Origin of the sequence: Echinicola vietnamensis DSM 17526 (assembly GCF_000325705.1) — a bacterium.
Taxonomy (GTDB): domain Bacteria; phylum Bacteroidota; class Bacteroidia; order Cytophagales; family Cyclobacteriaceae; genus Echinicola; species Echinicola vietnamensis.
Window position 1 is genome coordinate 4,736,668 of sequence record NC_019904.1, and the last position, 15,833, is coordinate 4,752,500.

General features: G+C 46.8%; 13 protein-coding genes and 2 rRNA genes (1 of these 15 running past the window's edge). 8 read left to right on the top strand and 7 right to left on the bottom strand.

Annotation, left to right across the window (positions count from 1 at the left end):
- Positions 1 to 66: 66 nt before the first annotated feature.
- Together ECHVI_RS19220 and ECHVI_RS19225 are read right to left on the bottom strand one after the other, a co-directional pair.
- A complete protein-coding gene (locus tag ECHVI_RS19220) occupies positions 67 to 1,503 on the bottom strand; it encodes an aldehyde dehydrogenase (NADP(+)) (RefSeq protein ID WP_015267700.1) in 1,437 nt (478 codons plus the stop codon).
- A complete protein-coding gene (locus ECHVI_RS19225) occupies positions 1,504 to 2,415 on the bottom strand; it encodes a dihydrodipicolinate synthase family protein (protein WP_015267701.1) in 912 nt (303 codons plus the stop codon). It abuts the gene before it with no gap.
- Between the two features lie 333 nt (positions 2,416 to 2,748).
- Here ECHVI_RS19225 and xseA point away from each other — a divergent pair, with 333 nt between their 5' ends.
- The gene (gene xseA, locus ECHVI_RS19230) at positions 2,749 to 4,062 is read left to right on the top strand and encodes an exodeoxyribonuclease VII large subunit (RefSeq protein WP_015267702.1); all 1,314 of its coding nucleotides are present in this window, start codon (positions 2,749 to 2,751) and stop codon (positions 4,060 to 4,062) included.
- Positions 4,055 to 4,261, top strand: coding sequence for an exodeoxyribonuclease VII small subunit (xseB, locus tag ECHVI_RS19235; RefSeq protein WP_015267703.1), 207 nt, complete (start codon positions 4,055 to 4,057; stop codon positions 4,259 to 4,261). Before xseA ends, xseB begins: the two co-directional genes overlap by 8 nt.
- 52 nt (positions 4,262 to 4,313) lie before the next feature.
- Here the strand turns inward: xseB and ECHVI_RS19240 are convergent, their stop codons facing one another.
- Entirely contained in the window at positions 4,314 to 4,958 is a 645-nt protein-coding gene (locus ECHVI_RS19240) for a TetR/AcrR family transcriptional regulator (RefSeq protein WP_015267704.1), read from the bottom strand.
- Positions 4,959 to 5,100: 142 nt separating this feature from the next.
- Here ECHVI_RS19240 and ligA point away from each other — a divergent pair, with 142 nt between their 5' ends.
- The 3 genes from ligA to dapA are packed head-to-tail and all read left to right on the top strand — an operon-like array spanning position 5,101 to position 8,937.
- Positions 5,101 to 7,563 carry an NAD-dependent DNA ligase LigA gene (gene ligA / locus ECHVI_RS19245; RefSeq protein ID WP_015267705.1) on the top strand — a complete coding sequence of 821 codons (2,463 nt, stop codon included), beginning with the start codon at positions 5,101 to 5,103 and terminating at the stop codon, positions 7,561 to 7,563.
- Between the two features lie 21 nt (positions 7,564 to 7,584).
- Positions 7,585 to 8,073 carry a DUF6913 domain-containing protein gene (locus ECHVI_RS19250; protein WP_015267706.1) on the top strand — a complete coding sequence of 163 codons (489 nt, stop codon included), beginning with the start codon at positions 7,585 to 7,587 and terminating at the stop codon, positions 8,071 to 8,073.
- Between the two features lie 3 nt (positions 8,074 to 8,076).
- Complete coding sequence (gene dapA, locus ECHVI_RS19255; protein WP_015267707.1) at positions 8,077 to 8,937, top strand: 4-hydroxy-tetrahydrodipicolinate synthase; 861 nt, start codon at positions 8,077 to 8,079, stop codon at positions 8,935 to 8,937.
- Between the two features lie 111 nt (positions 8,938 to 9,048).
- Here the strand turns inward: dapA and ECHVI_RS19260 are convergent, their stop codons facing one another.
- Positions 9,049 to 9,225, bottom strand: coding sequence for a histone H1-like protein Hc1 (locus ECHVI_RS19260; protein ID WP_015267708.1), 177 nt, complete (start codon positions 9,223 to 9,225; stop codon positions 9,049 to 9,051).
- A 97-nt stretch (positions 9,226 to 9,322) separates the two neighbouring features.
- On the bottom strand, positions 9,323 to 10,573 hold the full coding sequence (locus ECHVI_RS19265; protein ID WP_015267709.1) for an aminotransferase class I/II-fold pyridoxal phosphate-dependent enzyme: 1,251 nt from the start codon (positions 10,571 to 10,573) through the stop codon (positions 9,323 to 9,325).
- 176 nt (positions 10,574 to 10,749) lie between these two features.
- Here ECHVI_RS19265 and ECHVI_RS19270 point away from each other — a divergent pair, with 176 nt between their 5' ends.
- The 3 genes from ECHVI_RS19270 to ECHVI_RS19280 are packed head-to-tail and all read left to right on the top strand — an operon-like array spanning position 10,750 to position 14,116.
- The gene (locus ECHVI_RS19270; RefSeq protein WP_015267710.1) at positions 10,750 to 12,249 is read left to right on the top strand and encodes an acetyl-CoA carboxylase biotin carboxylase subunit; all 1,500 of its coding nucleotides are present in this window, start codon (positions 10,750 to 10,752) and stop codon (positions 12,247 to 12,249) included.
- Positions 12,242 to 13,525: a DUF1015 domain-containing protein gene (locus ECHVI_RS19275; protein WP_015267711.1), complete on the top strand. Its 1,284-nt coding sequence runs from the start codon at positions 12,242 to 12,244 to the stop codon at positions 13,523 to 13,525. Before ECHVI_RS19270 ends, ECHVI_RS19275 begins: the two co-directional genes overlap by 8 nt.
- A gap of 12 nt (positions 13,526 to 13,537) precedes the next feature.
- Positions 13,538 to 14,116: a Maf family nucleotide pyrophosphatase gene (locus tag ECHVI_RS19280; RefSeq protein WP_015267712.1), complete on the top strand. Its 579-nt coding sequence runs from the start codon at positions 13,538 to 13,540 to the stop codon at positions 14,114 to 14,116.
- A gap of 649 nt (positions 14,117 to 14,765) precedes the next feature.
- Here ECHVI_RS19280 and rrf read toward each other — a convergent pair.
- Together rrf and ECHVI_RS19295 are read right to left on the bottom strand one after the other, a co-directional pair.
- Positions 14,766 to 14,877 (bottom strand): 5S ribosomal RNA (gene rrf, locus ECHVI_RS19290).
- Between the two features lie 94 nt (positions 14,878 to 14,971).
- Positions 14,972 to 15,833: ribosomal RNA gene (locus tag ECHVI_RS19295) — 23S ribosomal RNA — on the bottom strand (it continues 2,036 nt past the right edge of the window).

Sequence of the window (15,833 nt, forward strand, 5' to 3'; positions counted from 1 at the left end):
AGCGTGATAACTACATCTATCTTACTGCTGAAGATTTCCCTCTTTTATTATTCTCTTGATACTGCCCTACTTCACTACTTCACCGTCCACGGTTCTGATGATGTCCAATGGATTGGCTTCTTTCAGCTCCTTGGGCAATAACCCGTCGGGGCAGTTTTGGTAGGCAAATGGTCGGGCAAAACGTTTGATGGCATAAACCCCTACAGAGGTACTCCTGCTATCGGTGGTGGCAGGGAACGGTCCGCCATGCTGCATGGCATGTCCCACTTCCACTCCTGTCGGCACGCCGCCAAAGAGTAACCGGCCACATTTATCTTGTAGCGTATTGATCAAGGCCGCCTGATCGGTAAGTTCGCTTTCACTGGCCCACAGGGTGATGGTCAGCTGTCCTTGGAGGGTTTTTGCTGCTTTTAGCAACGCCGCTATGCTGTCATAAGCCACCACGATGCCAAATGGTCCAAAAACCTCTTCTTGCAGCGATGGTGATTTGATCCAAGTATCCAAGTCGGTCAAAGCCAGGGCAGGATGTCCGGCATCCTTTGCCGCAGCCTTTTGGATCCACTTCAGTCCACCTGTGTCTGCCAAGTGATCCAGGCTTTGGTGATACGCGGTTTGGATTCCTTCATGTAACATGGCTTGTCCCGCAGCATCCGCCAGCACTTTTCCTGTATTTTGGGCAAAGGCCTCTGCCATGTCCGCAGGCACAAAAATCACCCCCGGATTGGTACAGAATTGCCCGGCTCCCAATGTCAGGGACTGGGCATATTGCCCGGCTACTTGCTCGGAATTGGCCAGTGCGCTTTCAAAGGCAATAATCGGATTGATACTGCCCATTTCTGCATAAACGGGAATGGGTTCAGGCCGGCTGTTGGCCAAGTCAAACAGGGCTTTACCCCCCTTAAAGGAACCTGTAAACCCTACCGCCTTGATCGCAGGGTGCTGCACCAAAGTCTGGCCTTCGGAAATGCCCCCTTCCACATGCTGAAAAACACCCTCTGGAAGCCCCGCCGCTGCAATGGCCTGCTGAATGGCTTCGAATACCATCAAGGAAGTTTTGGGATGACCCGGGTGTCCTTTGTACACCACCGTACATCCTGCCGCAAGGGCTGAAATGCTGTCTCCACCGGCCGTAGAAAATGCCAATGGGAAATTGCTGGCCCCAAACACCGCCACGGGCCCCAAGGGCACGAGCATCCTTCTCAAGTCTGGTTTGGGAGCGGGAGTTCTTTCTGGATCTCCATGGTCAATCGTGACTTCAAGCCAAGTTCCCTCTTCTACGTATTTGGCAAAAAGACGGATTTGGCCGGTAGTGCGGCCCAATTCTCCGGTGATCCTTCCTTCTGGTAAATGCGATTCCTCACACGCCGTAGGAATCAAGGCCTCCTTGATGGCTTCCAATTGGTCGGCAATTTTCCGGAGAAAAGCCGCCCGCTCTGCCAAAGAAGTGATTTTATACTGTTCAAAAGCTGCTTCAGATTGGTAAACTACCTTATCTAGTTGCATTTATATACTGGTTTTGATTTCAGCTAATTCCGGTCGGTTTTCCAAACCGGTTTGAATGAGTTTTTCGACACGCGCACGTTCTTCTCCTATCAACGTCAATCGGGGTGCACGCACGTTTTCTGTACCAATGCCGGCCATTTGCTCAGCCAGTTTGATGTATTGCACCAATTTAGGATGAATATCCAATTCCAGCAAGGGCAAAAACCACTGATAAATCGGCAATGCCTCTTCAATCCTACGCTCTTTGCACAAGTCAAAAAGAACGACGGTTTCTTTTGGGAAGGCACAAACCAATCCTGCTACCAGTCCATCGGCGCCCATCAGGACACTTTCCATGGTCAAGGTGTCCACCCCACAAAGGATTTTATAGCGATCACCAAACCTGGTTTTCATACGGGTCACATTGGACACATCACGCGTGGACTCCTTTACTGCTTGGATATTCTCGCATTCCATCAGCTCATCGAACATCTCCAAGGTAACATAGGTCTTGTAATCCACCGGATTGTTATAGATCATGATCGGCAGATGGGTCGCCTGTGCCACCGTTTTAAAATAGGTAACTGTTTCCCTATGATCAGAAGGATACCGCATGGGAGGAAGCAACATCAAGGCGTCCAGCCCCAGCTCTTCCGCCTTTTTGGCCCAATAAATAGCCTTTGCGGTGGAGCCTTCAGCGATGTTCAGCACCACGGGAACCCTGCCGGCTATCTTTTCCTTGGTCTTCTTGGTCAGTTCGATTTTTTCTTCATCCTCCAACACACTGGACTCACCCAAAGTACCTCCCAAGATCACACCGCTGACGCCTGCATCTATTTGGGCTTCCAAATTAAGGAAGAAAGTATCATAATCAATGCTGCCGTCACCATGAAATTTCGTGGTAACCGCAGGAAAAACTCCGTTCCAATTCATACGTTCTTAATTTATCGTTCGTAACAAAGGTAACAGTTGGTCCCGTGTGATTATTGCACCAAATTAGTGATTATTGATACAATATTGGCTGAGCGGAATTTTGAAACAGGGCAAATACATTTTGTGTATGCTAGGTATCCTTTGTACTACTGGTACGCCAATCTTTTTTTGTGCTACCCCCTCTTTTTCTGATGGCCTTTGGCCACGGAACCATGATTCCTTTGGTGGATCTTATCCTTTTCCTATTTCAGGTGTGAAAATAGCTTTCAGAATATCGCGACAGTTCATGTCACATGCTTCTCTCTCCCCTTATTTTTTCTTTACTTTGCCGTCATGCAACATCCACTTTCCCTTTCTGAGCTGAACCAACTCATCCAGCAAGCCCTGGATATCCAGCTTCATCCCAGCTATTGGGTCATCGCAGAGATTGGTGAACTGCGGGATTCACCCCGTGGGCATGCCTATTTGGAACTGGTGGAGAAAACAGACCAACAGATCCTCGCCAAAATCCGAGGAAACATCTGGTCCTATACCTACCGGGGCATTTCCAGTAGGTTTTCATCCATTACCGGCCAATCCCTTAAACCCGGCATGAAAGTCTTGGCACAGGTGAGTGTGCAATTCCATGAAGTCTACGGCTTGAGCCTAAACATCAAGGACATCGACCCAAACTTCACCTTGGGAGAAAAAGCCAGAAAACGACAGGAGACCATCGACAGGCTTACCAAAGAAGGGCTTATGGAGTTGAACAGACAATTTATCTTGCCCCAAGTCCCGCAGCGGGTGGCGATCATCAGCTCGGCAAATGCAGCAGGTTTTGAGGATTTTATCAATCAGGTAGACCATAACCGTGAAGGTTTTCAGGTACACTGGAAACTTTACCAAGCCACGCTCCAAGGAGATCAGGCGGCCGCCAGCATGACTTTGGCCATTGAGCAGGTCGAAATGGCCAATCAGGCCCACCCCTTTGATCTGCTGGTCATCATTCGGGGCGGAGGAGCCCAGTTGGACCTGGACTGTTTTGATGATTATGGATTGGCCAAGGCCATCGCCAATACCACCTTGCCAGTGGTCACGGGCATCGGTCACGAGCGGGATGAATCCATAGTGGACATGGTCGCCCACACCAAAATGAAAACCCCTACTGCAGTAGCCGCATTTATCCTGGAAGGTTTCAGGGAATTTGAGGATTTATTGGAAAAGCACCTTAAGATATTGGAAAGAAATGCAGCCTACCATCTTCAAAAAGAAGAGCGAAAAATCTCCCAGCACGGTCACCTGCTGAAAAGCCTTTTCCAGAACCAAAAGAACCGCGCGCAAGAACGGACTAACCTCCTCCAATACCGCATTCGATCCCTCGCCAACCAGGCCATAAAGCTACGTTCCCATCAACTGGAAACCATGGAAGGGATCTTCAAAAAAGAAGTACAGGGGATCCTCCAGCAGCAAAAAGACAAAATGGAAAGCCTGAAAACGGACCTGATCCGGCTTGACCCTGCCACCTTCTTCAAAAAAGGATATACACGTTCAGAAATCAATGGCCTCCCCATCAGCAAGGCCAATCCCCAAGAAGGCGATCAGCTTACGACCTATGGGGCAAAAACAACGATTCAGAGTACCATCAAATCAATAGAAAACCATGAGTGATCAGAAAAATTTCAGTTACGACAAAGCAGTGGCCAGAATAGAAGAAATCGTCCGTCTTTTGGAACAAGATGACAAAAGCATCGACGAGCTTTCCGTATTGGTAAAGGAGGCCAGTAAACTGGTAAAAGACTGCAAGTCCAAGTTGAGAATGACAGAAGAAGACATCCTAAAGGCTTTTGGAGAGGATGAAAACCAATAAAAATTAGCCAACCTGGATTATATCCCCTTCAACTGTGCCAACCTTGTCACCTTCAGGCTTTTCCCCGTAGGTATTCCTCCCGTGCCTCAGGCGTCAAGATGCCCTCAAATATAATGGAAATGGCCTGATCATATATTTTGGCCGGGTTGGTTTTCAGGCCCTCCACCATCTCTTTTGGAAACTGCCCCAAAAATTTGGGATCGATTAAATTTTGGATGGCCGAGGCGTACAGCAGCACCACCATGCTCTTGTCCACGTGGGAAGCCACCAGCCCCTGATCAATTCCCGTCTGAATCAACCGCTGGAAACGCAAATAAGCGGAAGTTCGGATATAGTCCTCCAGGGCAGCCCACACTTCTGGCACCTGTTCTCGCATATCGGCCAACAAGGCCGGATTGATAGGCGCCAAATCCTTGGCAATGGCAGACAACATGGATTTCAACTTTAGCAGGAAACTGAGTTCCTCATTTTCCAAAATGGTTTCCACCTTCATGCTCAGCTTGGTTCTCAGCATGTTAAAAGAGGCTTCCAATAACTCCTGCTTACCTGGAAAATACTGATAAACGGTCTTTTTGCTCATCCCCAATTTTTTGGAGATATCATCCATGGTGGTATGTTTGAACCCATTCTTTAAAAACAGCTGATTAGCCGTTTCCAGAATTTTTAATTCCACTTCCTCGTTTCGTTGCGCTTTCATTGTTGTCGTTGCTCCACCCCAAATATAGCTATTGTAGGCAAAATAGCCAGCCTAAACAAATAATGAAGGGGTTTTCCCCCGTAAATTCGACGAAAAAATGTAGATTTGAACATCAAGAAGCAATCAGAATTTAAGCAGCTAGATGAGCACCATTCCAAAACCTGAAGCCCAAAAAAGAATTGCTGAGCTAACAGCTACCATTAACCACCATAACCAGCTGTACTATCAGAAAGATCAAAGTGAGATCAGTGACTTTGAATTTGACAAGTTGCTGGAAGAGTTGATGCTACTGGAAGAACAGTTTCCAGAGTTTCAGGATAAAAACAGTCCTACCCAGCATGTCGGCGGCACCATCACCAAGGAATTCGAAACCGTGGAACATGAAACCCGGATGCTGTCCTTGGGAAATACCTACAGCAAAGAGGAGCTCATTGCCTTTGATGAGCGTGTGGCCAAAGGCTTGGGACATCGCCAATATAGTTATTGCTGTGAACTGAAATTTGATGGCGTGGCCATCAGTTTGGTTTATGAAAAAGGCGAACTGGTCAGGGCGGTCACGCGTGGAGATGGCTACCGGGGCGATAATGTCACGGCCAATGTAAAAACCATCAAGAACATTCCACTTTACCTGCAAGGCGATGATGTTCCGGACAAATTTGAAATCCGTGGTGAGATTTTCCTTCCCGTCAAGGAATTTGAAAAGATCAATACCGAAAGGGAGGCCAATGGCGAAGCGCTTTTGGCCAATCCTAGAAACACGGCGTCAGGCACCTTAAAGATGCAGGACAGCAGTATTGTCGCCAAAAGGCGCCTAAACTGTTACTTTTATCAGCTTCTGGGCGATCAAATCGGAGTGGACCAGCATGATCAAGCCATGGACCGCTTGGAAAAATGGGGATTTAACATCTCTCCTACCTATAAAAAATGTACGGATATCAATGCCGTATTCGAATACATAGAATCATGGCGGGAAAAGCGCCACAGCTTGCCACTGGAAACGGACGGTGTAGTGCTTAAGGTAAACGATTATGCCCAGCGCGAAGAACTTGGCTTCACCGCTAAAATCCCCCGTTGGGCGATCGCCTATAAGTATAAAGCAGAAAGTGCGGAAAGTACGCTCATGTCCGTCACTTACCAAGTGGGCAGAACGGGAGCCATCACTCCCGTGGCCAATCTTTCCCCTGTCTTGCTTGCAGGCACCACCGTTAAGCGTGCTTCCCTGCACAATGCCAATGAAATCATGCGACTGGACCTGCACCACGGTGACGTGGTCTTTGTGGAGAAAGGCGGAGAGATCATTCCTAAAATAACCGCCGTGGCGGTAGAAAAAAGGAAAGCTGATGCCAAGCCCATCGCTTACATCACCCACTGCCCGGAATGTGGCACACCACTGGAAAGGAAAGAAGGTGAAGCCAAACATTTCTGTCCAAATACTGCATCCTGTCCACCACAAGTACTTGGCCGGATAGAGCACTTTGTGCATAAGCGCGCCATGGATATTGACAGTATGGGAACCGAGCGAATAAGGGCCTTGATCAATCAAGGATACATAGAGCATCCTGCCGACCTGTACGAACTGGAAGCTAAAAAAGACCAGCTGCTAGGCTTGGAGATCAATGCCGAGCAATATGAAAAAAGCAGCGACGGATATTTATATGTCACCTTGCGAAAGGCGCTCTTTGCGATCACTGATGGCATTTCACTTTCAGCCATCGACCGGTACCTATCGGACACCGAAGCACTGGAGCAGCATCAGAAGCTGGCGCAATTCCCTGATTTCATCCAGCAGCAAAACAAAAAAGTAGCCTTAAACCTGGCTGCGCTTGACAAGCTGAAGGACACCTTGAGCGACCTTCCCCATGACCAAATCGAAGATTTCTTGCCCGTTTCGGCGGTGATGGCCATGTTTGTAGGGAATCAATGCTCCATGGAAAAGCTGCAGCTCCTGAGCCAACAAAAGAACACGGTGCATGATATCGTATTGACCTTTGATTTTGAACTGCATCAGGATCAAGAAGATAAAATCAAAAAACTGAAAGGCAACACCTTCCAGGAAGGTGTCATTTCCAATATGCTCGCTGGAATCCAAGCCTCCAAAAACCAACCTTTCGAAAAGGTGCTTTTTGCCTTGGGCATTAGAAATATCGGAGAAAATACCGCCCAACTCTTGGCGAGGCATTTTAAGACCATTGAAAACCTTACTCAAGCGAGCACCGAACAGCTACTGGACATCAACGGTGTTGGGGAGACATTGGTCGGTAGCATTCGGGAGTTCTTTTCACAAGAAGAAAACAAGCAAAATATCCAGCGGCTAAAAGCCCATGGGCTACATTTTGAAATCAAAGCAGAAGATCTCCCAGAGCAAAAGGGCAATGCCTTGGAAGGCCTGAAAGTGCTGGCCTCGGGAAAATTTGAACATTTCAAACGTGACGAGATCATAGAGGCCATTTCTGCCCACGGGGGCACCTACCTAAAATCCGTTTCTAAAAACCTTGACCTGATCATTGAAGGAGCAGACATGGGGCCCAGTAAAAAAGAAAAAGCGCAAAAACTCGGCATCAAGATGATTTCTGAAAATGAATTCTTAAGCATGATCGCGGATTAACCCATCCCCAAGCCATCAGGTATGAAATGGATCAAAAAATTCTTTGTTGGACTAAAAATCCAGAAAAATAAGGACCAAAAATACGAGAAAAGCAAAAAATCGATTGAGGAAATAAAATCAATTCATATTTTAGCAAATTCTTATGAAAATTTGGCAAAAGCTGAGCAATGTGTTGCCACCCATTGGCCTGGCATCACCATTTCAGGCATGTACTATCATGAAAGTAAAGAGGACTCAAAAGGCTTCTCTATTCAAAATTTCAGTTTGTTTGGAAAGCCAGATGAAGCCTTGCAGGATTTCATTGACCGACACGCTGATATCTTGATGGTAACCACCACCACTTTTGATCCTTTTATGCACTTGGTCGTCCAGCGAAAGCCTGCAGATTATAAAATCGGCTTTCGAAGTGAGATCGGTGGGGAATTATTGGATTTAATGTTGGAAAAAGATGGAAATAATCTATCGCCAAATATTGAAAATTTACTGAAATACCTAAAGAAGATAATTTAAAAAATGGAACAATTTATTGGGACAGGGGTAGCATTAGTTACGCCGTTTGATGAAGAAGGGAATATTGATTATAATGGATTGGACAAGGTAATAGAGCATGTCATCCAGGGAGGAGCCGATTACTTGGTGGTCATGGGTACCACTGGAGAGGCATCCACCATGAGCCGCAAGGAAAAGCATGACATCCTTGCTGCAGCCGTTAAAACCAATAATGGAAGGTTACCCATCGTTTATGGTATCGGAGCCAATAACACGCAAGCTGCTATTGATGAAATAGATGAAACGGACCTTTCAGGGGTGGCCGCCTTGCTATCGGTCAGTCCGTACTATAATAAACCCACCCAAGAAGGAATCTATCAACACTATATCAAAGTGGCTGATGCCAGTCCAGTTCCAATTATCCTTTACAACGTCCCTGGCCGTACGATGTCCAATATCACGGCAGCGACGACCTTACGCCTTTCCGAACACCCTAAGATTATCGGCGTGAAAGAAGCTAGCGGCGATATGGTCCAATGCATGGATATCATCCGCAAAAAACCATCGGACTTTTTATTGATTTCTGGTGATGACATGTTAACGACTTCACTAAAAGCCATCGGTGGACACGGAGCCATTTCGGTATTGGCCAATGCCTATCCCGATATCTTTAAGACCATTTGCCATGGCAGTGCGGAAGAATCACTGGCGGCTACTTTCAGGCTATTGGACATCAATGCTTGGATGTATGTCGAAAGTAATCCCGTAGGAGTCAAAAATCTCCTCAAGCACATGGGCGTATGTGGCGATCAAGTGCGCCTCCCCTTGCTGAGGGCTACGGAAAGTCTGGACAAAAAAATCAAGGAACTTGCCGCAAAGGTTTAACCCTAAATTACCAAGTAAAGAAGGGCTGGCCTGTTTGAAACAAGACCATATAAGAACAAAAAAAAAGGAGACCAATTAAGTTGGTCTCCTTTTTTAATACAAGAAGATATATTACTCTTTATTCTTGATTTCCTGAACCTCTTTACGAATATCTTGTGCGATATTCTTAAGATCTTGCATTCCCTTTCTTACTCTGGTACCAGCAGCTTGATTGCCTTTGTCATAGAACTTCTCGAAGTCTGACTCCAAAGCGGTAACGAGATCTTTAATTTCACTAAATCTGCTCATAGTAAAAATTAGTTTTTTGGTTGATGATAAGTTTTATTTACCTTCTCAATATAGTCAAAATGTTTATAAAACAACAGAAGAGGCATATTTTTTGGATTTATTCTCCAAATGAGGTTGCCAATTCGGTAGTTTTATAATAGCCACTGGTCAATTTGTCCTTAATGGCTTCAAAGGCAATAATCGTTTCACTTACATCTTCCAACGTATGCGCTGCAGTAGGGATCAAACGGAGGATAATCATGCCTTTTGGCACGACCGGATAGATCACCACAGAACAGAATATATTGTAATTTTCACGGAGGTCCTTGCTAAGCGTCGCTGCTTCGCCTACGGTACCGTTCAGGACCACAGGAGTCACCGGAGTGGTAGTCGTACCGATGCTGAAGCCTTTCTCTTTAAGGCCGTTCTGAAGGGCATTGACTACTTCCCATAATCTTTCTTTGTGCTTAGGGTTTTCGCGAATCATCTCCAACCTTTTCAAGGCTCCTTCCACGAAAATCATCGGCAACGCCTTGGCAAAAATCTGGGAACGCATATTGTATTTCAGGTAGTGTACCACCTTGGTATCACCGGCCACAAATGCTCCAATTCCAGCCATTGACTTGGCAAAAGTGGAGAAATAAAGGTCCACTTGATCTTGTACCCCCTGAGCTTCACCGGCACCGGCACCTGTAGGCCCCATAGTTCCGAATCCGTGGGCATCATCCACCACTAATCTGAATTGGTACTTTTCCTTGTACTTGACGATACCTTTGAGGTCTCCCATATTACCGGTCATCCCGAAAACTCCTTCGGTGATCACCAAGATACCTCCTCCGGTTTCATTGGTAAGCTTCTCAGCTCTGATCAATTGCTTTTCGAAGCTCTCCATATCATTATGAGGATACACAAAGCGCTTGCCCATGTGCATTCTCAGTCCATCGATGATAGAGGCATGGCATTCGCTATCGTACACGATGACATCCTTACGATCCACTAGAGAATCGATGACGGACATAATTCCCTGATAGCCGTAGTTGAGTAAGTAAGCCTTTTCCTTCCCTACAAATGCTGCCAATTCATTTTCCAACTGCTCATGCATATCAGTGTTTCCTGACATCATTCTAGCGCCCATGGGATAGGCAGCTCCCCATCTCTTGGCAGCTTCTGCATCAGCTTTTCTGATTTCAGGGTGATTGGCCAGTCCTAAGTAGTTGTTCAAACTCCAGGTCAGCACTTCCTCCCCTTTAAATTTCATTCTAGGTGCAATTTCACCTTCCAACTTCGGGAACATGAAATATCCTTCAGACAAATCCGAATGTTTGCCCAAGGGGCCTAGATTCGTGTTTAATTTTTCAAATATATCCAAAACTTATAACGTTTAGAGTACTTAATCTTTACTTCTTATAGCGGTCCGTTAAAACCCCCAAAAATAGCACTTTTTCCAGTCTTGTGCAAAAAAAGCCCCGTTTTTCAGTTATTTACCCATTAATTACTATCTTACATTTACGGAATTTTTAGCCTTGGACGAAGCCCTTATCGATTATGCCAAAAATAAGAAAGATCCTGGTAGCCAACCGTGGGGAAATAGCCTTACGAATCATGAGAACCATCAGGGAAATGGGACTTAAAAGCGTAGCGGTCTACAGTGAGGTGGACAAAAACGCTCCACATGTGTTGTATGCAGACGAATCTTATTGCCTCGGGCCAGCACCTTCCCACAAATCCTATCTCCTCGGAGAACGCATCATTGAAGCGTGCCAAGCCCTCGGTGCAGATGCCATCCATCCGGGCTATGGCTTCCTATCGGAAAATACGGCCTTTGCTAAAAAGGTAGCTGACGCTGGACTCATTTTTATCGGCCCTTCTCCTGAATCAATCGAAATCATGGGAGACAAATTGGCGGCCAAAAAAGCCGTTTCCCACTATGACATCCCGATGGTTCCTGGGACCGACCATGCTATTCTGGACATCCAAGAAGCCAAAAAAACAGCGGTAGAAATTGGCTACCCTATCCTTATCAAGGCCAGTGCAGGAGGAGGTGGCAAAGGCATGCGCATCGTGCAAGACGAGGGGGAGTTTGAAGAACAGATGAAAAGGGCTGTCAGTGAAGCTCAGTCTGCTTTTGGTGATGGTGCCGTGTTTATCGAAAAATACATCACCTCTCCAAGGCATATTGAGATCCAAATCCTAGCAGATCAGCATGGAAATTACCTCCATTTGTTTGAAAGGGAATGCTCTGTACAGCGTCGGCACCAGAAAGTCATAGAAGAAGCTCCTTCTGCAGTGGTGAACCAAGAAATGAGAAAAGCGATGGGCCAGGCGGCCATTGATGTGGCCAAAGCCTGTCAATACTACGGTGCAGGCACGGTCGAATTTATCGTCGATGAGGCGCTTAATTTTTACTTCCTGGAAATGAATACACGGCTTCAGGTGGAGCATCCCGTAACCGAAATGATCACCGGGAAGGATTTGGTCCGGGAGCAAATTTTCATTGCGGAAGGCCAAGCACTTTCCTTCGCACAGGATGACCTTACCATTCTGGGCCACGCCATAGAAACCAGGGTCTATGCTGAAGATCCGACCAATAATTTCCTGCCTGACATTGGCAAATTGGCGACCTACCGGCTTCCACAGGGGCCCGGCATCCGCGTAGACGATGGCTTTCGGGAGGGCATGGAAATCCCCATCTATTATGATCCCATGATTGCCAAGCTGGTCACCTTTGAGGAAGATCGACCAAAGGCCATCCAAAAAATGGTCCGAGCCATTGACGATTACCATATCACAGGGATCTCGACCACGCTGTCCTTTGCCCGATTTGTCATGCTTCACCCTGCTTTTCAATCTGGTGAATTTGACACCAAGTTTGTCGAAAAGCATTTTGCACCAAGTAAATTGGCAGAGAATTTCTCAGAAGAGGAAGAGGAAATTTTGGCCACCATCGCCGCGTACCTGCTTCCGAACGCAAAACAGCCATCTACGAACGTTAATGGTCAAGATCAGAACAATTCCAAATGGAAAACCCGAAGGATGAATGGCTGAAATCATACCGTTCAGGGCTTGGCGGTATGCCCCGAAATTTCGCCCTCAGATCAGCCAATTATCGTTGCCCGCACTGGAAAGCTACGATGAAGACAACCTATCCTCCCGTTATCGACTACCCCAAAACAGTATCCACCTTGCACTGCCGGAATCACCGTCCCCTACCAAAGCTGCAACACTTTTGGACAATTGGAAATCTTCTGGTGTCCTGATACAAGATCCTCTCCCCTCCATTTATGTTTATTTTCAGCATTTCAACTTGCCTGGATCATCCAATTTATATTGTAGAAAAGGGTTTATTGCGTTTATAAGAGCTTATCATTGGGAAGACAGGGTGGTGTTAAGACATGAAGACACCATTTCCCATGCACTGCCCAATAGGGTTCAGCAATTGGAAAAATCCCAAATACATCCTACCCCTACCCTTGGGCTCTATGAAGATCCCCAAGACGCCTTGACGCCCTTAATGGACCAGGCCATGAAAACACCGCTCTATGATTTCAAAAATGATCTAGGAATCCGGGAACAGTTGGCAGCAATCACCCAAGAAAAGGATATCATGCAGTTTGTGCAGCTCTTAAAGGGCCAACAAGTTATTTTGGCAGATGGCCACCATAGGTTCCAAGCCGCTATCCTTCATCGAGACAATTGTAAAAGGAAAGGCGCCACGCACACCGGAATGGAAGGTTACAACTATCATATGATGAATTTCACCAATCTCCATTCGGATGCCTTAAAAATCCTTCCTACCCATAGGGTGATCTCGAATGTCAACATTACTAAGGAGCATTTACTGCAAAAAACAGCCTTGTACTTTACAGTAGAACGTATTCCAGATGACACCTCACTTGAATCATTTACCATCACCAAACCTTGGACGTATATGCTTATGCTAAGAGGGGATGCCTATGAAATATCCTTGCGTAAAGAGAAATTCAACCAATTTGCGGCAACCCTACCAGATACCGTTAAACGTTTGGATATATCGGTATTGCATTATTTCTTTGTTGAATGTATCATAGGTATTCCGATGAACGAACAGCGATCATCGGAACAAATCACATTTGAAACAGACCTTATAAAATGCCAAGAGAAACTATCCCAACACCAAGCTGATGTAGCCATCATTACTAGGGAGATATCTGTTAATACGGTCATGGAAGTATGTAAATCGGGCTATACACTCCCACAAAAAACCACCAATTTTTATCCAAAAACATCCTCAGGTTTGCTTTTTGGTTCTATCAAAGAAAATGAATTCAGTACCTTTCCTTAACGCTAAAACACCTTGAAAACCATCTTACCCCATAAAAAAATAATTCTTGCCAGTAAGTCTCCACGAAGACAAGAGCTATTAAAAGGCCTTGACATCAATTTTGAGATCAGGACAAAGGATGTCAATGAAGATTTCCCTGCAGAACTCCCGGACAATCAGGTCGCGGCCTTTCTTGCGGAAAAGAAGGCGGCCGCTTTTGAGACTGACCTGAACGATAACGAAATCTTGATCACTTCCGACACCACTGTTTTAATCAACGACAAGGTCCTCAACAAACCGAATGATCAGGAAGAGGCCGTCCAAATGTTACAAATGCTATCCGGTAATGTCCATCACGTCATCTCCGGTGTCTGCATCATGGATAAGGCCAAAAAGGTTGTTTTTGACGATATCACGGAGGTACATTTCAAGCATCTTTCCGATGATGAAATAGCGCATTACATAGAAAAATATCATCCCTTTGATAAAGCAGGATCATATGGCGTTCAAGAGTGGATTGGCTATGCTGCAGTTTACAAATTAGTTGGTTCATTCTATACCGTCATGGGATTACCTGTGCACAAAGTATATGAAACACTCAAAAACTGGTAGGCCACTAAGACGCAAAGTCACAAGGCAATTATACATCCCTTTCCATGCAGGTCGCAGCATGCATTTGGTGGTTTGGACTTTATGGCTTATCCAGGGGATGAATGTTGACACGTTTTTGTAAAAGATAATGTAGCCCCGTTAAAGTGATGGTTTTGCTCTATCCGCACGAACGGGTTTTGGCGGGAAGTTGTGGGGAATAGGGCGGTCAATGCGGCTAAAACGGAAAACGCTGAATGGGTTAATTCACCAAGGGCTTCACCCATGGCTATGGATGTGCCGCCCCTCCGGGGCTGGCTTTCGAATGTATGTCATCCATAATGCCAGCTACAACACAATTTATATCTTGTATTTCACCTCTCCCCAGTTTGCACTACGGCGTAAAATTTAATCACTCAATACTTCAAAAATGTGATGAATTTAGTTATCCGAACAATCACATGCCGCCAAGGCTCCCGGGCACAAGGCAATGATACATTCCTTTCCATGCTGGACCAACATGGACTTGGTGGCTTTGTGGCTTTCTTATTTATCCGTGCCCATCCGTGGCAAGGCACATGTCCGGCAATCATAAGTAGGCAGATCCCCAACACTTTGGGACCTGCACAAAAAAGAAAAGGCCCTTCCGCAACTGCGGAAGGGCCTGTATAAAAGCGGGCGGCGACCTACTCTCCCGGGTGTAACCCCAGTACCATCGGCGCGACAGGGCTTAACTTCTCTGTTCGGGATGGGAAGAGGTGGATCCCCCGTGCCGTACCACCCTAAGCTCTTCGTCCCGCCGGCATTTCTCAGGCGACGGAACAATATCCTTATTTCCTTTTTGGCTTTCGACATGACCAAAGATAATACAACGTGTCCACAGGCAAGCTTTCGGGCTATTAGTACTGCTCAGCTATGCCGTCTCCGGCTTTACACCTGCAGCCTATCAACGTCATCGTCTATGACAACCCTGTACGGAAACCTCATCTCGAGGTGGGTTTCGCACTTAGATGCTTTCAGCGCTTATCCCTTCCGGACGTAGCTACCCGGCAGTGCAGTTGGCACCACAACCGGTACACCAGCGGTCCGTCCAACCCGGTCCTCTCGTACTAAGGTCAGATCCTCTCAAGTTTCCCACGCCCGCAACAGATAGGGACCGAACTGTCTCACGACGTTCTGAACCCAGCTCGCGTGCCACTTTAATGGGCGAACAGCCCAACCCTTGGGACCTTCTCCAGCCCCAGGATGTGACGAGCCGACATCGAGGTGCCAAACCTCCCCGTCGATATGAGCTCTTGGGGGAGATCAGCCTGTTATCCCCAGAGTACCTTTTATCCTTTGAGCGACGGCCCTTCCATACGGTACCGCCGGATCACTATACCCGTGTTTCCACCCTGCTCGGCTTGTCGGCCTCGCAGTCAAGCTCCCTTATGCTATTGCACTCCGCGCACGGTTACCAAGCGTGCTGAGGGAACCTTTGGAAGCCTCCGTTATCCTTTTGGAGGCGACCACCCCAGTCAAACTACCCACCAAGCAATGTCCCCGCCTCTGGCGGGTTAGACACCGGACAAACAAAGGGCCGTATTTCAACAGTGGCTCCGGAACGCCTGGCGACGCCCCTTCACGGCCTCCGGCCTATCCTACACATTGTTTGCCCAATGCCAATGCTAAGCTGCAGTAAAGGTTCATGGGGTCTTTCCGTCCCGTTGCGGGTACGCGGCATCTTCACCGCGACTACAAT